We start from the raw sequence: 22,180 nt of genomic DNA on the forward strand, positions 1-22,180 counted from the left end.
CGCATCGGCTCGAGGATCACGTCGGCCTCGATGCCGATCTCGGCGAGCTGCTCCAGCACCATGAAGCGGTAGGAGGCGTTGGTGATGACGATCGGGCGATCGAACAGCGAGGCCTCCGACACGCGCAACAGCGTGTCCTGGAAGGTCGAGCGCGTGCCGAACAGCGGCAGGAATTGCTTGGGCCGCACCTCGCGCGAAGCCGGCCACAGCCGCGTTCCGGCACCGCCGCACATGATCAGGGGGATAATGCGTTTGTCCAAATCTGCAGCTCCTTATAAATTCCAACGCAATAAACGTCGAAGGGTTATACTATTCGGATTGGCGGCAAGACGCGAAAATTCGTAATAACCTTGATAGGGCTATCGGTTGCCTATTCCGCAAATCTGAGCGCTATTAATCAAGGCTTGCTTTTTTGGCGCCGGTCGTCTCCCAATTCCCTCCGTTTTCGAGTACGACCGGGGAATCCAACTCAGAGATCATTATGACAAAAAAACGTGCACTCATTACTGGCGTCACCGGCCAAGACGGCGCTTATCTCGCTGAATTGCTCTTGGGCAAGGGATACGAAGTACACGGCATCAAGCGCCGGACCTCTCTCTTCAACACCGATCGTATCGATCATCTCTATTTGGACCCCCACGAGCCGAATCCGCCGTTCCGCCTTCATTACGGGGACCTGACGGACTCTTCGAGCCTTATACGTATTGTTGGTCAGGTTCAGCCGGACGAGATCTACAATCTCGCCGCACAAAGTCACGTCGCCGTCTCCTTCGAGGAACCCGAGTACACGGCGAACTCCGACGGCTTGGGGACGCTTCGAATTCTTGAGGCGATGCGGATCGTTGGGCTGGAAAAGACAACCAGGTTCTATCAAGCGTCGACATCTGAGCTGTACGGCCTGGTCCAGGAAATCCCGCAAAAGGAGACTACTCCTTTCTATCCGCGTTCACCCTATGCGGTCGCCAAGCTCTATGCTTACTGGATCACGGTCAATTACCGCGAAGCTTATGGCATGTATGCCTGCAACGGCATCCTCTTCAATCACGAATCTCCCGTTCGCGGCGAGACGTTCGTCACCCGAAAGATCACGCGTGCTCTTGCACGAATCCACTTAGGCCTGCAGGAACGACTTTATCTTGGCAATCTCGACGCACTACGCGACTGGGGACACGCGCGCGACTATGTCGAGATGCAATGGTTGATGCTGCAGCAGGAAAAGCCGGAAGATTTCGTCATCGCTACCGGCGTGCAGCACTCCGTGAGAGATTTCGTCAACATAGCCGCCAGCGAAGTCGGTATAAGGATCCGCTGGGAAGGCAGCGGTGTCGATGAGAAGGGTTATGATACTTCTACCGGCAAATGCATCGTCTCCGTCGACCCTCGTTATTTCCGCCCCACCGAGGTTGCTACTCTCTTGGGAGATCCCACGAAAGCGAAACAGAAGCTCGGATGGGAGCCGACGACCTCATTCGAGGCGCTAGTTCAGGAAATGATGAAGGAAGACCTCGAATCGGCAAAGCGAGACGAATTGATTAAGCAGCACGGATTCCGATACTTTCCGCGTCACGAGTAAGGACAGGATGGATCGACGACAACAATGAATGGAAGGAGTGGGCGCCCATCCGCGGGCGCTCAGTTCTGGCGGTTTTTTGCCAACACGCAACTCGGTCTGGCTTTCAAGGCAAACGAACTGCATCCTCCATTGGAGGCCCAATGTTGTCGTTCGCGCTTGTAGCTCCGATACCTTTCTGCCCGGCCGGCTTGCGATCGCCCTCCATTATTTCTGACCACCGACGAACAATTGTCTGTCGGTCCCAGCGCTCAAGAGCGCGCCTTCTTCCTTCAGCGCCGTAATGCTGCCGGAGGGCGGATGCCTCGCTTAGCTCGCAAATTGCGACTTGAAGAGCGGAGGCGTCTCCAGGTGGAGTCACGAGACCGGCGCCAATTACTTCTGCCGCCAGCCCCGTACCCTCTTCGGCCATTGCGATTACTGGCCGAGCGGACGCGAAGATGGCGCCAAGTTTGGAAGGCAACACCAGATCGGCCGCCTTGGCCTTCTGTGGGATCAGATGAAAATCGGCGGTTGCCATTAACTCGTTGAAGCTTTCCTTCGGCTGAAGGCCAAAAAAATGTATATTGGAGTGCCCAACGGCCATTTGCTCAAGCCTCATCTTATCGGGACCATCGCCCGCGAGAATGAAGTGAATATGCGGATGGCTTTGTTCTAGCCCGATAGCGGCCTCGATTACGAATTCAAGACCTTGCTTGTTCGACATCGTTCCGGAGTAAAGCCCAACGATGTCGCTCTCACCCAGCTTCAGTTGCTCGCGATATGTCGTTATCCGCGAGGCGGGGCAGATCGCGCGGGTGTCAATCCAATTTCTGACCTCGACCGCTTTGTCGAGACCGACGCCCTTTACAATTAGGCGGTCCACCATCGGTCGAGAAATAGTCGAAACGTGATCAAACGACCTTAAGATCGTAGCTTCCGTCCTGAGCATCCATTTGCGCAAGGAATTGTTGCGCAGCAGACCAAGTTCGAACGCCGCATCCACCTCGAAGTCCTGAACGTGAATCCATGATTTGGCACCGATGCGATGCGCAACGACTGAGACGAACGCAGCCGACATTAGAGAAGGGGCAACCGCGACCATCACATCTGGTCGCCAGGAGAGAGTATTTACGAGGACCGGCACCGCGCTCGAGAGTGCGAAAGAGGCGTGATGAATGAGCCTCTTCGCCCCCGACGGACGTCCAGGCACATAGATCGGCGTCCGCGTCACCCGAACGCCATCAATATGCCTCGATCGATAGTAGGAGTTGCGGAAGTCTGACGGAATCTTCCAGCCCGGATAATAAGGTGGAGCAGTGATCACCCTGACGTCGTGACCTTCGGCGACGAGGCTTTCACAGAGCTCGGTATTGTATTTCGCCACTCCGATCAGATCGGGGGCATAATTGATGCCGACCAAAAGAACTCGCATAAAGGAGCAATCCAAGTAAGTTTTGAGAATTGAAATTATTGCAGACAGAATAGTTGAGCTCAGCTGGTGGCGCGAACCTCCAGATGGCGGCCGTGGCCTTTCAGAAAATCCTGATATGCAACGGAGAGGCCAGTGCGAAGAGGAGTATTCGGTCGCCAACCAAGAGCCCGGACCCGCGAGCTATCGAGCAGCTTACGTGGCGTACCGTCGGGCTTGGACGTGTCGAAGACAAGCTTGCCCTGATAGCCCACCACGTCTGCAATCGTTCTCGCAAAATCGGCGATCGATAACTCGTCGCCGCTACCGACATTGATCGGCTTATCGCTTGAATAATTCTTTAGAAGGAAGACACACGCGTCAGCAAAATCATCGACATTCAGAAATTCACGCAGCGGCGTTCCGGTCCCCCAGACAGTCACCGTCGGAGCTTGCTCCAGCTTCGCTTCGTGAAACCGTCGGATTAGTGCCGCCGGCACATGGCTATGATCGGGATGGTAATTGTCGCCACGACCATAAAGATTGGTAGGCATCGCAGAGAAGAAGTCATCACCGAATTGGCGGCGGTACGCCTGACACATTTTGAGGCCAGCGATCTTCGCGATCGCATACCACTCATTAGTAGGCTCAAGCGGTCCGGTGAGCAGTTCATCTTCGCTGATCGGCTGCTTGGCATGCTTTGGGTAAATGCATGATGATCCCAAAAACAAGAGGCGCTGCACGCCGACGGCATGGCTGGCGCGGATGACGTTTAGTTCGATCGAAAGATTGTCACAGAGAAAATCGACAGGAAAGTTGCTGTTGGCGGCAATGCCTCCAACCTTTGCGGCCGCGTGAACCACGAGCTCAGGCCGCTTGGCCTCGAGCCATCGGATTGTTGGCTCCTCCTTGGTGAGATCCACCTCATGTCGATCGGCGAAAAGAATGGTGCAATTCTCAGATGCAAGGCGCCGAACGACGGCAGAGCCGACCATGCCGCGATGGCCGGCTACAAAGACGCGCTTTCCGGAAATATTGTACGTTGATGCCCCCGTCATATGACTACCCGAGCCTTCTCTATTTTTTACAGAAAAATCCACTGCAGAGCCACTCTGCACACTCCACCACCGTGCAGTGCAGCATACCAACTTGTTAACATAATCTTTATCGGACAGCAGCCCAAGTTAGCGTCAAGTCGCTTTTTTGGTGAACAGCCCCTGGTTGCGCAATCCGGTGGCAGACCATTGACACAAAAATAGACAAAGCAGCCGTGCCAATCGCACGACTGCTTGCTTTATCCAGGTTAGCTAGTCGTAGAGGCTGATCAGTAAGCGCGACGCAGGATGGGGCCTTCCGGCGCGCAGACGCGATCCATATACCAGCCGTACGGCGTCTCAACACGCACGAGCGGGCAGTGGCGCTGCGGCACATAACGGTATGGGTAGGGCTGGGCCCAGAAAGTTACGGGCGTCGCCTGGCTCTCTCCTGTCAGGAGGGCCGCGCTTGCAGGCATTTGCATGCCCGCCTTCGCACCACTCGCCGCACCCAGGAATGCGGCAATTGTCAAAAAACCGACCCGCGCAAACGTGTTGTACATCCTTAAAGCTCCTTTGCGCCGACGAACCTAATCCCAACAGCCCAAAATGGGTTGCTTGTAGAATAGAACCTCGAAATCAGCCTCAAATCTCACGACTACAATACCAAATCGCTGGAGAGAAAGGCAACCGATCCGATGCGCAGATCGGACGTCCTGGGATGATATCGCGGCCAAGTGTGGCTTCTTAGCCCTACTTCGCCCCACCGAAAGCCCCTGGGGCAGCCAGATCAGGCGAACGACGATAGACGTCTCTCAATAGTTGGTAATTGATCGACTGAGATAGAGGCACCGTCTCCTCGGCGAGCTTTGCAAAAATGAGGATATCGCGCAGGGTTCTCCAACGACTTTCGTCATAGTCGGCGATCCGGCCCCCCGTCGGCAGAACGAGACTTCGCTGCTGCTCGAGCTCGAACTTCAAACGATCCACATTAAGCCTGTCGGGGGCAATACCAACGAGAACCGGCACGCTGCGTGCATAGTCGGCGTAAGTGAACTGCCACCCTTTGATGAGACCTGCCAGCACCCCCGCCACGGCTGAGGGACGATCATGAACAAGGTCAGAGCTCGCGAAATAGACCATTCCCGGTACGTGGATGGCGTAATCTTGCGGCCTGATCACGTTAAGTCGAATAAAGTCAGGCTCGGATGGTCGTGGCTCCTGGCCGATCAAGCCAATGACAGCGTCCACCTCACCGGCACGCAATACGTCGAACGTGTCGCGATCCGGGACCTTGGTGATTCGGCTGCGCGGCAAGCCGAGCTGCGCCATCATAGCATCGACCACTACTTCGCCCTCGCTCCCTTTACGGTAGCCCAGCCGCTTGCCGACGAGATCGGCGGGGCGACGCAGGCCAGAGCTTTCCAAGCTGAAGATCACGATGGAAGTGTCCAGAAAGCTTGCCGCGAAAGCAGTCACCGGGACGCCGCGCCAGGAGCCCAGCAGGAATTTGTGGCCGCTGGTCACGCCAATGGCATGTTCACGTGCAACGGTTGCGACGAAATCCGGGTCATCCGGGTCGGCACGTAGCGCAATGTTGGAAGGAAAGAAGGCTTCACGTTGGGCAATCATTTCTCCGGCGAAGCGTGCCCCAAAAGCGCCATCCACTAGGAAGGCGAGCTGCGCTGCCGGGGGTGGGTATGCTTCGACCGGCAGCGGCTCGGGTCGCAGCGCTAGAATGACGAGGCCAGCGGCCGCCATGGTCGAGAGAGCCAACAGCGCGGGTCGCTGGTATTTGGTTTTTGTTTTTCGGTGCGAAGGCGTTCGAGCCACCTGGCTAGTCCGTTCGTCTGCGCGATGCGCGCAAGGGTTGAGGTATCGGATGGGTCGAGATACACTGGTGGGGTTAAGGTTATTTTTCTCTGAGCATTGTCTTAACTACCATTTTGCTCGAATGCACCGGCGATACTGATAGGCAAATTTCGAAGGCGCACGGATTTCAGAACCATGACGATTGCATCCTTCCATTCCAGCCCGCTTCCCGATCGGGAGCCGGACATACGGCTTTCGGATGCGCCGGCCGCAACGCGTGCGCGGTCGGGGCCGAGTTGGCTGCGCCCCGCTCTGGTCGAACGGGTTATGATCACCGCGGATGGCGTGCTGATCATAGCCTGCGGCATCGGGTGCACGGTAATATACCACCTCTTCGCCGCTGGAGCGGTCGGCAGAATCGACGTCTATGCCTCGGCGAGCCTGCTGGTGGCGATCAATTTTGGGCTCCTGGTCACGGTCCAGCACGGCTATCGGCTGAAGACCATTACCAACCTGCCGTGCTCATGGCGGATTACGCTGACCACATGGACCGGCGTCTTCGCTTCGCTCCTGGCCATTGCCTTTACCATGAAGGTGAGCGACGAATTTTCCCGTGGCACCGCAATCTCGTTCTACCTCTTCGGTCTCGTCGCACTCTCGTCGTGGAAGCTTGCTGCCGCGCGCTGGACGACGAGAGCACTGCGAGCCGGCGCATTTGCCAACAGCAAGGCAGTCGTGATCGCGGAGTTTGGGCTTCCAGCCTCTTCCGCCGCGATGATGGAGCTCCGCCAGCACGGCCATCGCATCGTTCGAACACTAGAGATCCGCGCCAAGGATTTGGGCTCTCCGCTCCTGATGTCGCAAATCGGTCCTTCCTTCGACGAGTTGATCTCTTATGCGCGCGAAAATGAGATCGAGCATATATTCCTGTTGATGAGCTGGAGCCGCCAGCATGCAATCGACAGTATTCTGGACGGGCTGAAGATCCTTCCGATTCCGGTCCATCTCGTTCCGGATTCAAACGTGTCGCATTTTCTGCGGTACCCGCTGGTAAGCGCCGGGAATACCTTGACCGCCGAACTCCGGCGGGCGCCGTTGAGCTGGAAGGAGCGCGCGTTGAAGCGCATGCTCGACGTAGTCGGCGCCTCGGTTGCCCTAATCGTATTTGCGCCGATCATGCTGATCGCCGCACTACTCATCAAATGCAGCTCGCGCGGGCCAGTATTCTTCCGCCAAACTCGCAATGGATTTAGCGGCCGCGCTTTCCTTATCTATAAGTTCCGTACCATGCGAGTGTTGGAGGACGGGCCCACGGTCGTTCAGGCGACGAGAGACGATCCTCGCGTGACGGCTATCGGCAAATGGCTGCGCAAGACCTCGATCGACGAGCTGCCACAGATCTTCAACGTGCTTAAAGGCGACATGTCGCTGGTCGGCCCGCGCCCGCACGCCGCCGCCCATAACTCGGAATATGAGCAGATCATTGGAAACTACGCCTTCCGCCACCACGTGAAGCCCGGCATCACTGGCTGGGCGCAAGTTAATGGTTACCGCGGAGAAACTCGCGCACTGGAGCAAATGCAGAAACGAGTGGAGCACGATTTGTGGTATATCAACAACTGGAGCTTGTGGTTGGATATTCGGGTGATGTTTGCCACCGCTATAGGCTCCCTGTGGCAGACCGGAGCCTACTGACCCTAAGAACTCCCGGTTTCAAAGTTCGCCTCATCTTTCCTATGCACCGCTCGCTCTGACTACAGGTCCAGAAATGCTACAGGTAAATAAGAACCGGTTGGACTCGCTTCCGAAGTCTCAACCGCCAGAAGAAGGTTGGCAGACATACCTCAGGATCGTACGTCGTCAATACCCGCTTGTAGTTGGAACCCTATCTTGCTGCCTGTTACTCGCGGTTCTCTACCTTTTTACGGCCGCGCCAAAGTATACAGCCACAGCCTCGCTGGTAATCGACACACGAAAAGTACAGCTGTTTCAACAGCAATCCATGTTGGGAGATGTGGCCATCGATTCAGCAACTGTCGAAACACAAGTTGAAATACTTAAATCAGAGAACATAAGTCTCGCCGTCATACGCGACCTGAAGCTCACTAACGACTCGGAATTTATCGGCGGAAACGGGGGCGCGATGGGACTGATTTTGCAGCTCGTGACGTCAGTTTTCGGGACCGGGGGACCGAAGTCCGAATACGAACTCACACGTGCCGCGCTGCTAAGGTTTGAGGAAAGCCGAACAATAAAACGGGTCGCCCTCACCTATGTAATGGAAATTGGATTCACATCCCTTTCAGCAGAGAAGTCCGAGCGAGTCGCCAATGCGATTGCTGATGCGTACATCGTTGATCAGCTCGAGGCCAAATATCAGGCGACCCGTCGGGCCAGCGTGTGGTTGCAAGATCGGATCAAAGAGCTGAGAACGCAAGCGTCTGCCGCACAAAGATCCGTCGTCGACTTCAAACAAGCAAACAACATTGTGGATACGGGAGGCCGGCTGATGAATGAACAGCAGCTAGCCGAAATCAACAGTCAGTTGATTGTCACCAAAGCGTCTACCGCCGAAGCGAAAGCTCGGCTCGAACGTATCAACGACATCATGAAGCAAGAAATACCGGACGCTTCCGTAACCGACGCGCTGAAGAACGAGACCATCGTAAAGCTTCGAAATCAATATGTTGACATGGCATCGAGAGAATCCGTCTGGTCCGTTAAGTATGGTCGGGATCATCTGGCCGCAGTCAACCTGCGCACGCAGATGCAGGAAATAAGGAAGAACATTACTGACGAGCTTAAACGAATCCAGCAAGCCTACAAGAGTGACTACGACATTGCGTCTGCGAGAGAGGATAGCATCAGAAACAGCCTCGCTAACATAGTCTCAGAATCTCAGCTTACAAACCAGGCTCAGATTCAACTCCGAGAACTCGAGAGCAATGCTCAATCATATCAGGCCATGTATGATAACTTCCTACAGCGATACATGGAATCTGTGCAGCAGCAGTCATTCCCCATCACTGAGGCTCGGGTTATCAGTCCGGCGAGCCGCCCTTTGCGGAAGAGTTCTCCCAAAACCTTGATCGTACTCGCTGTCAGTTTACTCGGCGGCCTTGGAGTGAGTATTGGGCTAGCCATGGCGAGAGATGCGGCAGATCACGTGTTCAGAACGACGGATCAAATTGAAACTGAACTTCAGACCCAGACCTCGCTCATTCTACCCTCCATCCGGTTAGGGAAGAACGAGCGCTCATCTCAAGAAGACTTCAACTCCTCGCTTCTTAGATACGTGGTCGACAGCCCGCTCTCGAGATTCGCTGAAGCTGTTCGATCGTTGAAGGTCACCATCGACCTCAACATTCGCACCAAGGGGAAAGTTATCGGCATAACTTCGACTCTGCCGAACGAGGGAAAATCCACGGTTTCGTCCAATTTGGCCCATTTGATCGCACAAAGCGGCAAACGAGTGGTCCTGATCGATGGCGACCTTCGAAACCCTTCGCTATCCCGCAAGCTTGGAGTAGCTGCCAACATCGCCGGCCTGTACGATCTGATAGTGAGTTCAAGCAGTAATACGGAATTGAAACCTGCAGAGGTGATGCTGAACCTTGCCTTCTTGCCGGCAGGATTGGCTCCAAATCGAGCACATACCAGCGAGCTACTGGCCTCCGATGAAATGATGGCGATTGTGGAAAAGCTAAAACATAGCTACGACTACGTGATTCTCGACATGTCGCCGCTCGCGCCGGTTGTGGATGCTCGAGTGACTACGGCCTATGTGGACGCTTTTTTCTACGTTGTAGAGTGGGGAAAAACGGAGCGGGATGTAATCCGGCACACCCTCGCCAAAAATCCGGAGATTTACGACAGATTGCTCGGCGTCGTGCTCAACAAAGCTAATACAACCGCGCTGGCCCGATACCAGTCATACCATGGCAACTACTACTATGAGAAATACTACGCAAGGTACGGCTACACCGAGTGAGATTCGCCACGAGATTGATCCTGGGTCTGTTTGGAGTGGTCGCGATCGGATGGGCCGCGGATAGTGTTTGGCTTCAGGGCATCACAAGACCTACCGAGGGCTTGGCTCGATCTGTCCTATCCGGTCAAAAATTTGGAAAGAAAGCCGCGGTTGAGCTTGCCTCTTCGCCTACCGGCTCAGGGGCTACTTACAGAACCCATAGGGCCTCAGCGATTATCTATCTGTATTTGGCAGAGATCGCCATTGCGGACGGAAATGGCACTCTCATTGATCGCTTCGTAAGTGAAGCGAAAGTGCAGACTGTTAAGGGACTTCAAATCTCGCCGGACGATGGCTTTCTGTGGATGTCCCTTTGCTGGATAGGGACGATCGAGCGAGGTTCGACCACAAAATTCAACAACTATCTGGCAGCATCCTTCGCCGTAGCCCCGCGCGAAGGATGGATCATACAACGCCGGTTGCCAATCGCGCTGGGAGCATATTCGGAATTAACGGACTCGAATAGACGATCTACAATCGAAGACTTCAGCCGCCTCGTCCAAGCTGCGTTGACGACAGAAGCCGCTCAGATATTGCGAAACGTAGATCCTCAATTGCGTGCCGATCTCTTGCGTGGACTCGCCGCTCTGGAAACGTACCCAAAGCACCTCCTAGCTAAAGAGCTGCGCCACCAGGCCCTGCGCTTCGATGTGCCGGGCATCGAACCTGACGAGGACCGACCATGGAACTAGCCTTCATCGCACGCACCGCTGCGATCCCCTTGCTCTTGAGCTATCCGGGTTTGGCCGCCGCGCAAGTCGGCTTCGTCCCTCAATCGAATGGACGAAGCGACGACAGCAATGTGATCAAGGGGCCTCTAGGAAAACCGTGTCTCGATATCGAGGCCGCAGCTCGGGCGCAGCTTATCAATCCAAGTATGTTCGACCACGTCGTAAGCATTAAGAATGAATGTAACCGCATAATCAGCGTCAAGCTCTGCTATGCGAACTCCGACCATTGCCGGAACTTGATCCTACAACCGTACAAGAGAACTGACACTATACTTGGCACCATGCAGGGCGTCACAATCTTTAAATATTCCGTAACTCAAAAGCTATCCTAGACCAACAGTCTAAGTTCTGAAAGCCATGTCAAATGATCAAAAGTGCTTGCTGAGGCCGCTACCAAGACACCCTGTACCTCACTTCCCGTCCATGGCCGCCAATTCGGACGCCGTCGGAAGCTCCATTAAGCCTGGGACTATCAAGAAATCTGTCCTTCGAAATCACGGAAAACGGCTTAAAGTCCTTCTCAACCTCGGGAATGGAGGCCGCAGTAAGTTCTTCTCCAGTCCCCTCTAGTTGCATTTTATACTCAATGTCGTAGCGCCCCTCTCGATCCACTGCGGTGAAGTGACCATCCTGCTTCGAAAAAAGATCGACGCGCATCATCTCCAACATAAGCTCCTCTCTTGACGAGTGAGCCTGCTTGTCAAAGATCCGAAAGTAAATCGCAATATCCGAGCCATTTATTTCAAGGTAACGAAATTCTCCCTGCGCCGTCAGATCGGCGCCATCGACATTCGAAACAAACCGCAACGCGATAGAAATCTGCCCTGCATCGACCAGCAGCAGCCCAGGAGACAGTTCGGCCACAAGCTCAGCGGGAAATCGGCAGGTGGCCTTTCGGATCAAGTTCTGCGCCCTCAAATTTCTCATACGGAACGCGGAATTTGATTGAGCTGTAACAAATGGATCGATTTCTGGAATTCGGAATACGAGAACGCCACGGTCACGGTCAACAAATCCCTCTTGGAAGGGCGACATTCGATCCTGGAGAGAGGTTCTACTTCCTTCATTTGCTGACCAATACGAATGATAGCATTCCAAAAACGGATGTTTTAGATCGGCATCGAAAGATATCCCGAAACTTTGAGATGAGGCGTTGTAGATAAACGGAGACACTCGGAACAAACCAATTCCGACAGCATACTTTCGGGCAAAGTAAGCATTCCCATAAGCCTCGGTCCGACCGGGAGCGCCCCACTTAGTAAATGCGGGTATTGTCGACCGGAACTCGTAAGGCTGATCCCCCACGTCGACAAGTTCAAGCACGACGGGATCAGGAACCCAACTACTCGTCGCCAGGAACGCCACATAAAACGGCTCTCCCTTCGCTAGAAAGTCGCGCGGCGTCCGAACGGGCGCCCCGAAGTACAACCAGTTGATGTGCAGCCCAGGGCTATCTATCGGCTCTATTTGATTGCTGGTATTGCGATAGAACTGTGGGCGGTAGGCTCGAACGATTGGTGGAACGACCAGCCCGTGGAAGCTATTGACCCAGAGCGTGGCCACTATGACGTTTGCAACCGAATTGGCCGCAGATTTCAATTCGGTATCCGCAGAAAACTCGATAAGATTCACAAGCGGAATCAGATCGAGGATCGTATAAACTGGCGAGAACTCCTCCACGTTTCCGACCGTAAGCCACTTCGAGAACGTCTGAAGCAACAATTTCTTGTATTCTGCCCGAACCTCCAACGAGGTGAGTACCTTACCGTTTCGAGTAAGCCAACGATTCCTCGGAAATTTTTCAGCCATGAGGTACCACGACGTAGCCGATAGAAGTGCGTGATTTGTTGTCCCATGCTGAAAGAGATCAATTCTACGCTGCAGTGCCGTTGTAATCGAACGCGTTTGCATCTCATCGAAGCAATCGACATGCCGAAAGATGAATCTCGTCAAGGGAGGAAGCGAGAATAGATCGGGATGTAATTCCGTATCCGAACCCTCAAACGTCAAGACGTTCGCCATGTATTGAAGGTTATCGACGCTAGGGCACTCTTTTCCCGACGATGCCGCCAATACATCGTAGGCCCCATACTTCGGATGGTTCATGGGAGATCCGCGAGTAAAAGCAACGCCCAGAACAAGGCTCTTTCGGGCCTCCACGTTCCGGATCAAAACCGCATCTAACGCATCCGAGGCCAGTCCTCGATTAACTCCGACCGCCCAGCCGATAAGGAATAGAACCAGACAGATTCTACTAATGACCACCATCGCGAGCTACCTGAGATCGAGGGTGTGCTAGTTGCCAAGCGAACACAATCAGATTGAGCATCAATATCAGAACGACCGGAGATCGCAGTGTAACGGCTAGGACGCTGATTGCCGTGCTCGTAAACACAACGTAGATCAGCGTTTGCGACATTAGAATGATTGCGATACTCCTGAGACCGAACTTTCCCCGAAAGTATTGATACAGGAGATACAAAAGATAGACGAGAATCAGTTTGAAGAAGAATACGGTCCAGAACCCGCCCATGTAAAACCATTCCGCCTCTGCAGTAATCATCGGGCGGGCTACAGTGCCGGCGTCGCGCAGACCCAACTGCCAGATAATGCGATCACTTAGGACCAAATCCTTTTCCTGCCCGAACGAAGGCAGAATCGAATAGACGACGTTCAGGATCTCAGTCCAATTAATCTCCTTGATATCACCGATCCTCCCAGTCACCATGTCCATTTGAGGCAGCAGCGTTAGGCGGGGAAGAAAGCCGGAATCGGATCCGAAAAACAAAGGAGAGATGCTGCTTCGGGTAATCGCTCCTGAAGGCAGAGTTAGGCCGCTCGCAAATGGATTGACTACGTAGGAAATGGCTTGTGCCGAAAAAAGCTTTTCGCTCACAATGCCAAGCAACGAAGTACCACTATCCCTAAATGTCCGTGCATAGAGCAAGACCGCCGAGAAGAGTGATAGAAGGCGGAAGCCAAAAAAGGCAAGCGCGACGTTACGAAAACTTAGAATGGGCTTGGGGTAGGCCATTACAAAAAAGAAGGCGAGCAACAGGACGAACGCAAACACGTCCGTCCGCAAACTCGACCGAAGGGAACTGACGACGATTAGTGCTCCGACGAGCAGCATCGGGACATCGAGGCCGCTTGTGGCTCGACGAGAGACAAGGCGTACCGCGAGCCAGAGGTAGACAAACGACGCCAAAGCGCCTGCATAGACCTCCGGCACTACTCCGACAAGTTTGGCCAACACACCCAGAACACCGATAAACAAAATTATTGGTTGCACCTTAATCAGATCGTCTGCCCATTTTGTGCTTTTGAGCGGAGGACGATTCGGCTGAAGCTTAATGGCTACCAACGCACAGGTGCACGCGAGCTGACTGCACAACGCTATCAGGGCAGCAGAGGCCGGATCAACCAAGCCAAAGGTAGCCAAATTTCCGTGCAAACTTGCATACAAATACGTCATGAACGAAAACATCCAATAGACGTGTGTAAGCATGATAAAAAGGATAGCATCGCTCACAAGCGAGAAAGTCAACGCCGCAAGCAGAAGCATTGCGGCATGATACGCATTGGATGCATACTGCCCGTCTAGCGCCGTATTCACCAATATCAATCCCGCATGCAAATACATCAGCCAAGGAACTGGGCTGAGCAAGCGGCGATCGAACCGATCCGAATAGATGTGATCTCTGAGTTCGAGATCCTTTATTGTGCTAACCATCAGACGCCATCCTGCAAGACCGTCAGCTCACCCCGAACGCCGACGCGGGTCTATTCAGCACATTCCGGTAGAATAACGTGAATTCTCGAGCCATTACGAGCACCATGAGCGCTTGAACAAGAGCAATGAGTTCGGCCAGCGACTCCGCGTCTGAAAGATGCAGCGCGACAGCAGAGGCCGCTCCAACACCTACAATAAAGACGTACCACATCGCCGATCGGCTATGCGCACTCATGGCCGTTAATACGCCGAATAGGCTTACCCAAAGCATCTCTCCGATGGCGGCGAGTGCAAGGGCGCACAACAGCCACGCTGATGCCTCGAGTTGGCCATGCGAAAGTGCATGTATGACTTCAGGCCCCCAGCAACCGATCAACACAACATAGGCGAGCATGCCGACAACTAAAATGAGCGAATGCATCCTAATCAGTCGCCGGACTCGTTCCGAATCTCGCTGTCCTCTCGCAAAACTGTACTCTGGCACGAAAGCCTGCGTTACAAGGTTTGCCCCAGCTACCCCGATCCGCGTGACTGTTCGGGCTGTCGAGTAAAGCGCCACGGCGGCCGCGGCTGCACTCGCACCCAATATGATTACCGGCCCTTGCAGCACAAAGGCGGTCGTCAATGGTACCAGCGTATAGGTGAGGGACGGAATAAAGAGCCTTCTGATCCAAAAGAACGATGCACTCGATATCCCTATGCGGAGCCATGGCGCAATCCGCACGACCCACAAGGGCAAGACAAGTGTAACGATGATGCGAGTAAGCACGGACAGAAACGCTGCGGCAGCAATATTGATGCCAGCTACTGCGCAACTTAGCAAGACTACAGTCTCTGCCGCCCGAAGAAGCGCCGCTAACGTGGTCTCCGTGGCGGGGTAGCCTTCTGATCTTATTGCGGCACAGAAGAGATAAAAAAACTGATAGGTAACAACGCCCGCGATCTGAGATAGCAAGATGATCTTCGCTTCGCTTTCCTCCAGCGGCTGAACATTGAGTGCACCGCTCAGCGGGACAAAGTGAAGAACCAGCATTGTTGCCAACAGCAACAAAGGTCCAGCAATGGTCAACATCCAGAATACACTCTGAAAAACGGCTAGTGCTTCAGGCTGGCGCCCTCCTACCACCAGTCTGGAAATCTCATTTTTTGCAATTATCGTGAAACCCAAATCTGCAAAGGTCAAATATTGAGGGATTGCAGTAAGAACGAGCCATGCTCCGTAGGTTGGTACGCCCCAGGCCTTAATCAGAATCGGTATTGTCGCAAACTGAATTGCCAGCGTGACGACCTGGTTGAATACATGCGCGGACAGGTTGCGACCCAGGCGGTTTCTGCTCAGGCGCAAAAGTGAACTACGCATGTTCGAGCCTCATCTGGAGACCTAATTGAATCTTTGCTTCATCCTAAGGAATGGCGCCTCCAAGAAACGGAAACTCATTACGGCCAACCCCAGCGAAATGAAAATGCCGGTCACAGCAAACGCGAGCAATGACGGCAATACACTGTTCAAGAGCAACTTCCCGACGGGCCAAATCTGCAATAGGGACGCTCTGATGCACACATGGATGACATAAAGGCCGTAGCTGTATGTTCCGAGGATGGCCAGCGCAGATGCCCTCGTCCCTTGATTATTTTTGTCATGCGTGGCGACCAAGAGGACCAAACTCGCAAAGAATATTCCAAATACTGAAAGTCCATAAACGTGAATCGCCGGGTGCTCCGACGTAGGCCCATACATGGACAAAAGGAAGATCGATAATGCTCCAGAGAAAGCGCACATGGGCATCGCATATCGACGCAACGCGTCGACTTTTTGATACTCCAACACGATCGCGGCTACCCCGCCGAAAACGATGCTATCCAGACGCGCTGGAAAGAAGAAATAGATCTGGAGCGCAGAGGCCCCCCACCATTGAAGCAGTATCCTCAGGAGCAGTGATAGGACCAATAGGCTTACAGCAAATGAAAATAACCTTCCGCGAGGAATAACAAAAAGCAAAGCGGGCCAGATCAGATAGAACTGCTCCTCGGTTGCCAACGACCAGAAGTGGCCCGTTCCGAGGGGTGTGAATTGATCAGTGAAGAAGCCGTAAAAATTCGACAAATAGGTGAACAGAAAGGGAGCGGCAACGGCGAATGAGCGCCCCCCCGACTCGGGTAGGCGCCCCAGCGCAAATGCGCCGAGGACCGCCAGCGAGAGGAGACTTAGGTACGCGTAGTAAACGGGGAAGATGCGAAGAGTTCGCCTAATATAGAAATTGCGAAAGAAATGCTCCGAATGCAAAGTTTTTAGAATTATACGTGTTATCAGAAATCCGGACAGCGAGAAGAAGAGCTCAACCCCACACCATCCCATTCTGGCGACATGGATGGCATAGCTGTCGAAAGTTGAGGTCTTGGGAAGGCCAGGGACCTGGAAGAAATGAAATATCATAACCAACAGAATCGCTAGTCCTCTAAGTTTATCTAGTCCGACATCTCTCTCGGCTTTGGCAGCTAACCCCACCTGGCCCGGCTGTTCTGGTGCTAGCATCAATGCACAAACCCCGAAACTCGATTGAAATACATTGTCTCTTTTGGAAGCTTCCCAACAGGGCGCGCCGGAACGCCTCCGTAGATAGTGTATTGATCAGTCGGGCTATCTATAAGAACTGATCCAGCAGCCAAGATAGAATAGTCCGGTAAGCTAGCTCCCTTCAGGATTATCACGCCAGTGCCGACGAAACAAAACTGGCCTATACGAACCGGCTCAGATGTTTGCCTAGAAACGCCGACTTCAATTGAGTGAGTAAGCAGCTGTGATCTCCACCCCGCAAAGGTACTAAAACGACCGACTTCAACCGTTGCCGTGCAATCGATTAAGTGACGGTGGGTGATAGCGGCATGTTCGCCAACTAGCAGCGCCGATTCGGCTGAATTGCCTGTTATCCAGTTCAAATTGCCTATTCGTGCAGAACGATCCAACTCGAGCTTGGCGACGCCTTTAATGAACGTGAGGTGACCTATTCGGCTGCATCTCGCCATTCGTAGACGGTTCGCGCCGATCCAGGAGAATCCGATAAAGCAATCGGGCGCAAGGTCGTACCCCCAAAACAGTCCGAGGAGTCTGCGCCTGATTGCCCAAGGAAAGATAAAGAGAAAACTCTGGAGGAAATACCGGATCAAGCGGAGTACCTCGCCTCTCGAGGGTGGGCAGCGCAGCTAGTCACCGCTTCAGTGACTCTCCGCGCAAACTGCTCCCATGAATATTGGCGAAGAACATCCTGCCCCTGAGCAAGAGCTTCACAGGTCAGCGCGGCCGTTAGACAGTGAAAGAAAGGATCAACGTTCTTGATATCCAGATCCAGACAAGGTTCGACCGCCTTCCCAAAAACTGCGCTGAAAAAGGGGACATCCAGAGGTGTGAATATGCGCTTTCCGAATGCGATTGCCTCTAAAACCGGAATACAGAATCCTTCGCTTTCACTGGATACGAGGACAGCTTCACACGAACCATAGAGCGAAGCGAGTGTTTCGTCGTCAACCTCATTAAGGATTACCACCGAGCGCAGCGCGAGCTTCTCGATCAGCGCAATCGTCCTCCTCTCGGTATTGCCGGCTAGCACAAGCCTGAGGGTGGGATCCCGCCTCTCCACCTCTCGCCAGAATTCAACCAGTTCAGCTTTCCGCTTTCGGTAATTGTCAGACCCCACATGAAGTGCAAAAGGCGCTTTCACGAGCTTATGAGCTTTTAGATCCCGCAGACGACTCGCATCAAAAGGACATCCAACTATTCTAGTTGGTGTGCTTACGCCCAAGCTCAGCAACTCACTGGTAATCGGCTGCGGATTTGTCAACAAAACAGCGGAGCGCCGCAGGACAGACAGAATTGATGTTTGCAAAATACGACCGGAGACCTTGGCTCTAGGCTTCCCGGGGATCCGCCCCAAAGCCTGCCGAATCGCAATCGTGTCGTGTACCATTACGATCAATTTCCGACCTGGCACAAAGACGGCCATTGGAGCGTTCGAGTGATCGGCCAAAACTATGACATCGTAGAAAGTCCGAAGGAGCGCCAGCTCAACCGCGAACAGGACGAACTGATCAATGTAACCCAGCCATTTTGCTAATCGGCCACCAGCTGTAAAGCGATTCAGGAATACTGCTCTAGGCTGAACTAGTTCGACATCACCGATTTCAGCGCAAGCCTTCCGAAGCCACTCGGCAAATAGCTTCATGCTGCGTTGCTTTTTGGCGCACTCCGGGTGCGAACCGACAACTAGAATTCTGATACCGACACTACGTGCATTCCAGAACATCCACGACCACTCCAGCAGGTGACGACTAACCCATCCTCAAGCCAGTCAGGGTCGCAAGTGTCTTAACAGCCTGGTCTTTAGGCAAACCAGCTATTGCGTCGTTCAGTTCAGTGACCTTGGCGCCGACCAAGAAGCGGTACCAATAGCCCTGGATAAAGTGATAAATGGCGCCTTGTCTTCCATCCATGAAACCGAGTTGCACAAAGTATCGAAATAGGAAGTACAGGCTCGACGACATCTCAAAGGGCAACTTGTTGAAGACTCGCTCCTTAAGAATTCTCTTCCTCGAAGCCTGCCCCTTGTTTGACGGAGTAAGCAACTCCGAATCCTCGTCAAAGAGTCCATAGCGACGAGCAAGAACGTCAATCGCCTCCCGCGTCGCGTACTTGTTGTGCTTATCGATGAAGAACGAGAGATCATTCAAATTGCGGTCCTCGAACGTTTTTTCGAAAACGACCGAACCTCCCTCTAAAAGAACGATATGCTCGTCCATCCAACGCTGCTCAATACGAGCCTTTCCTGTTCTCCATATTCGAAGCAGCAGAAGTGGAAATCTTCCACCAAATCGAATCCACCGCCCCATAAATACATGCTTGCGGTTGAGATAAATTCCACCAATGTTTGAGGGGAGCTGTTCAACCTTTTCGGATATTTCTTTAGCAAGATCGGGGGCGACTATCTCGTCGGCATCTAGCCGCATCACCCATTCTGTGCGGGTCGGGAGATTGTCCAAAGCCCACTGAAATTGATCCGCATAATTCTTCCACGGATGCTCCGCGACTATGGCGCCGAATCTCCTGGCGATTTCACATGTCCTGTCCTTCGACCCTGCGTCGACGACCAGTACCGTTTCAGCAAAGGACTCTACGGATCGAATTGCCCGTTCGATGTGGCGCTCTTCGTTAAGGGTCAGGATTATTACAGACAAAGAGAGTTTACGCATTTGCACGAAGCCCAATTTCACTATACAGCGCGAGCCAGCGATCAGAGATTTTTGGCCACGCAAGAGATTTTGAGAGCGCTAGTGCGTTTTCTGCCATTTTCTTACGATCACTGGGCCGGCTTACTAATCGATCGAGCGCAGCGGCCCAAGTTACTTCACTAAAGTCCTTGAGCTCTACACCAGCACCAGCATCAGAAATCAGCTGCGCATTGCATTCCTTTGAAAAGATTGCCGGGGTTCCGATGCAAGCAGCTTCAAGAAGTGCCAATGGCATTCCTTCTGCCAGACTTGGGAGAAGAACAGCTGTTGCATTCCTAAGGAACGCCCACTTTTCGTTGCCGTATGCAGGTCCGGGAAACCTTACCCGATCTGTCAACTGCAAGGTACTCGTGAGCCTTTCCAATTTGGTCTGTAGTCCATAAGAATCTGGTCCTACAAAAACCAGGAGGTGAGTCCTGCGAGCAATACTTGTAGCGGCGTAGCTTCGAAGCAATAGGTCCGGTTGTTTCCGCGGATCCAAATAGCCAAAGAAAAGTAGATATGGCTCCCGAATAGAAAGGGTGACATCGGCTTCCGCTTCCGGAGCGTCTACCCCGTTGGGAATAACGTGCACCGGCCGACTAATACCCAGTCGTGAGAAAGACGCAGTTTCATTCTGCGAAAATGCGCCAACAACTGACGAGTCATTTACGAGACGGCGCTCCAAAAGCGTCCACCAGCACATCTTCAGCGCTCGCCGCTTTGTCAACATTCCCTCCGTGAGCTTTCCATGCGGGGAAAGCGCGAATGGAATCTTCCTGTTAATAAGCATCTGCATGCTTATGACAGCAAAGGGGCTGAAGCCTGCATGCACATGTGCGACGGTAGGCTCCGTTGCCAGCGTCGCTCGCATGCCACGAATCAGAGAGGCCACGTCTGAATTGAGGGTAACGATCTTAAGGTGACCGTCTCGAAACACGCTAGGCTCCTTAACCCGTCTGCCTAGCGTCGCGTTCGTGCACACGACCGTGGTCTGAACTCCTTTCCCTGCGCTGCACTTGGCTAGTTCGACCACAACATTGGAAACTCCTCCGCGATCAGAGCCAACCTCGACAGGAGAAGCGCAAAAATGAACAATATGCATTTGCTTCCTTATCGCTTGGTCTCTGCAGATAGCTGCAGCAAATCTAATGCACTTTGACCAATCTCGAACTTACCGAGGAAGCATTGACGAGCCCGCCTACGCATCTCGCCTATTTGCTGTGGACTCTTCTTGAAGAATGCCAGAAGCGCTTCATTGAAATCGCCCGGCTGCTCGACAACTAAACCGCCTCCTGAGTCCTCGATCTCCCTCCAGATATTGACTTTTTTGGTTGTGAGAACTGGCGTCGAACAGGCCATTGCTTCTGCAAGCACGATCCCAAAATTTTCCCCGTGCGAAGGAAGCACGAAGGCTTCGGCACCGCGGAAGGCCCCCCACTTCAGGTCGCCATCCAGCATGCCCGGCCATCTGATGCGGCTAGCAATTCCGAGATCGGCGGCCTGTTGCATTAAGCTTCCCTGCAAACCAATCTGATCGGGCCCGGCAATAACGAGCCGCATTGCCGGCGGCGCATGCTTGGCAAATGCGGTGATAAGGCTATCGATCCCCTTCTTCGGGTGAATGCGGCTCAAGAACAACAGGTAGGGTTCATCCACTGTAAGCCCGCAGAAATTCCGGAAAGAGGCGATTTGAGAGACAGAATCGCCACTCGGGTTCGAGGCGCCATAGGCAACGATTTTCCGAGAGTAATCTTGATAGCCCCAGAACGCACCTTCCGCGAGCAGCCTCTCCTCTTCAGAAGTAAAGAGAACTCTCTCTGCGTCGCGCAGAACTCTTCCCTCCACAGCGAGCCAAAATGCTTGCTTAAACACGTGTTTGATCGGGTAAAATTCCCGGTGCCACGGATCCAAGGAGCCGTGCAAAAAAACAAAATAGGGTAGCTTTGCTTTCTTCAATCCCCTCCACGAACCCAACGAAATGTAATTCCAAATGCAGTGAATTATCGCGATATCATAGCTTCGCGCGTTCGATGCGACCCACTCGCTCAAACGAGGAGTGTAGCCGTAAGGGGGCAGCGACGGCCCCAAACCAAACGTCGTGAACTCTGATGCTTGAACACATTGAGCCTTCGGATCATCCAGAGTAGCTATATGGGTTTCGTGCCCCATCGTTGCCAAAACTCTGGAGGAGCGAATCAGCCCCGCAATAGGTCCGCCAGTACGCGGATCGCAACTTGCGATCAACCGCAGAAACTTCATGGTATCGCCGCTTCCAGACTTATCAACGGAATGATTCCGGACGCAGCAGCCTCATCGCCCCGTTGCAGTAATGATGTTGAATGTGAGAACGCCGACGGCGGACAAGACTCGCCTCATTCGGTTTCCCTCGAATGTCACAATGGCTTATGCTTCCCAAACACTTTAGTGCCGATCATCCTGATATCCATCACCGGATTCACTCTAACAATTCATTGGCAATCAACGAGAGGGACTTACACTGTTGGTCGTTCCCGATACCGAACCGGAAGCCGACCCTGACGTGACAGTTGTGTAATGAAGGCCTCCAAACGTGGAGGCACCAATATTGGCACCACCGAATGCAAATCCGGAAGTTCCTG

General features: G+C 53.4%; 17 protein-coding genes. 4 read left to right on the plus strand and 13 right to left on the minus strand.

The genetic code is table 11. The annotated features are described in order from the left end of the window. On the minus strand, positions 1–260 hold a 260-nt coding region (locus tag AC0L3A_RS36405), incomplete at its 3' end, for a sugar phosphate nucleotidyltransferase (RefSeq protein WP_473256183.1). Between the two features lie 221 nt (positions 261–481). Between AC0L3A_RS36405 and gmd the strand changes: the two genes are divergently transcribed. Beyond that, positions 482–1,573: a GDP-mannose 4,6-dehydratase gene (gene gmd / locus AC0L3A_RS36410; RefSeq protein ID WP_446482060.1), complete on the plus strand. Its 1,092-nt coding sequence runs from the start codon at positions 482–484 to the stop codon at positions 1,571–1,573. Between the two features lie 103 nt (positions 1,574–1,676). Here gmd and AC0L3A_RS36415 read toward each other — a convergent pair whose 3' ends face one another. The 4 genes from AC0L3A_RS36415 to AC0L3A_RS36430 form a co-directional block, all read right to left on the minus strand. Then, on the minus strand, positions 1,677–2,984 hold the full coding sequence (locus tag AC0L3A_RS36415; protein WP_473256184.1) for a WcaI family glycosyltransferase: 1,308 nt from the start codon (positions 2,982–2,984) through the stop codon (positions 1,677–1,679). 59 nt (positions 2,985–3,043) lie between these two features. After that, positions 3,044–4,018, minus strand: a complete 975-nt coding sequence (locus AC0L3A_RS36420; RefSeq protein ID WP_473256198.1) for a GDP-L-fucose synthase family protein — start codon at positions 4,016–4,018, stop codon at positions 3,044–3,046. A 266-nt stretch (positions 4,019–4,284) separates the two neighbouring features. Beyond that, the gene (locus AC0L3A_RS36425) at positions 4,285–4,557 is read right to left on the minus strand and encodes a hypothetical protein (protein WP_473256185.1); all 273 of its coding nucleotides are present in this window, start codon (positions 4,555–4,557) and stop codon (positions 4,285–4,287) included. Between the two features lie 190 nt (positions 4,558–4,747). Further along, positions 4,748–5,827 carry an ABC transporter substrate-binding protein gene (locus tag AC0L3A_RS36430; protein WP_473256186.1) on the minus strand — a complete coding sequence of 360 codons (1,080 nt, stop codon included), beginning with the start codon at positions 5,825–5,827 and terminating at the stop codon, positions 4,748–4,750. A 174-nt stretch (positions 5,828–6,001) separates the two neighbouring features. On the opposite strand from AC0L3A_RS36430, the gene AC0L3A_RS36435 reads away from it, so the two are divergent. The 3 genes from AC0L3A_RS36435 to AC0L3A_RS36445 all read left to right on the plus strand — a co-directional run bounded on the left by AC0L3A_RS36435 (position 6,002) and on the right by AC0L3A_RS36445 (position 10,528). Continuing rightward, complete coding sequence (locus tag AC0L3A_RS36435; RefSeq protein WP_473256187.1) at positions 6,002–7,501, plus strand: undecaprenyl-phosphate glucose phosphotransferase; 1,500 nt, start codon at positions 6,002–6,004, stop codon at positions 7,499–7,501. Between the two features lie 73 nt (positions 7,502–7,574). Continuing rightward, the gene (locus AC0L3A_RS36440) at positions 7,575–9,797 is read left to right on the plus strand and encodes a polysaccharide biosynthesis tyrosine autokinase (protein ID WP_473256188.1); all 2,223 of its coding nucleotides are present in this window, start codon (positions 7,575–7,577) and stop codon (positions 9,795–9,797) included. 227 nt (positions 9,798–10,024) lie between these two features. Further along, a complete protein-coding gene (locus AC0L3A_RS36445) occupies positions 10,025–10,528 on the plus strand; it encodes a hypothetical protein (RefSeq protein WP_473256189.1) in 504 nt (167 codons plus the stop codon). 429 nt (positions 10,529–10,957) lie between these two features. Here the strand turns inward: AC0L3A_RS36445 and AC0L3A_RS36450 are convergent, their stop codons facing one another. The 8 genes from AC0L3A_RS36450 to AC0L3A_RS36485 form a co-directional block, all read right to left on the minus strand. After that, the gene (locus AC0L3A_RS36450; protein WP_473256190.1) at positions 10,958–12,673 is read right to left on the minus strand and encodes a hypothetical protein; all 1,716 of its coding nucleotides are present in this window, start codon (positions 12,671–12,673) and stop codon (positions 10,958–10,960) included. A gap of 148 nt (positions 12,674–12,821) precedes the next feature. Continuing rightward, positions 12,822–14,300 (minus strand): hypothetical protein, encoded by a 1,479-nt coding sequence (locus tag AC0L3A_RS36455; protein WP_473256191.1) that lies wholly within the window; start codon positions 14,298–14,300, stop codon positions 12,822–12,824. Between the two features lie 22 nt (positions 14,301–14,322). Next, positions 14,323–15,660: a polysaccharide biosynthesis protein gene (locus tag AC0L3A_RS36460; protein ID WP_473256192.1), complete on the minus strand. Its 1,338-nt coding sequence runs from the start codon at positions 15,658–15,660 to the stop codon at positions 14,323–14,325. 21 nt (positions 15,661–15,681) lie between these two features. Next, positions 15,682–16,833: an acyltransferase family protein gene (locus AC0L3A_RS36465; protein ID WP_473256193.1), complete on the minus strand. Its 1,152-nt coding sequence runs from the start codon at positions 16,831–16,833 to the stop codon at positions 15,682–15,684. A gap of 628 nt (positions 16,834–17,461) precedes the next feature. Continuing rightward, positions 17,462–18,598 (minus strand): glycosyltransferase, encoded by a 1,137-nt coding sequence (locus AC0L3A_RS36470; RefSeq protein ID WP_473256194.1) that lies wholly within the window; start codon positions 18,596–18,598, stop codon positions 17,462–17,464. Positions 18,599–18,623: 25 nt separating this feature from the next. Next, entirely contained in the window at positions 18,624–19,541 is a 918-nt protein-coding gene (locus AC0L3A_RS36475; RefSeq protein ID WP_473256195.1) for a glycosyltransferase family 2 protein, read from the minus strand. Further along, the gene (locus tag AC0L3A_RS36480; RefSeq protein ID WP_473256196.1) at positions 19,534–20,664 is read right to left on the minus strand and encodes a glycosyltransferase; all 1,131 of its coding nucleotides are present in this window, start codon (positions 20,662–20,664) and stop codon (positions 19,534–19,536) included. Before AC0L3A_RS36480 ends, AC0L3A_RS36475 begins: the two co-directional genes overlap by 8 nt. A gap of 8 nt (positions 20,665–20,672) precedes the next feature. Continuing rightward, positions 20,673–21,821 carry a glycosyltransferase gene (locus tag AC0L3A_RS36485; RefSeq protein WP_473256197.1) on the minus strand — a complete coding sequence of 383 codons (1,149 nt, stop codon included), beginning with the start codon at positions 21,819–21,821 and terminating at the stop codon, positions 20,673–20,675. Positions 21,822–22,180 lie beyond the last annotated feature (359 nt).

Source organism: Bradyrhizobium sp. MI1.3 (assembly GCF_055811695.1).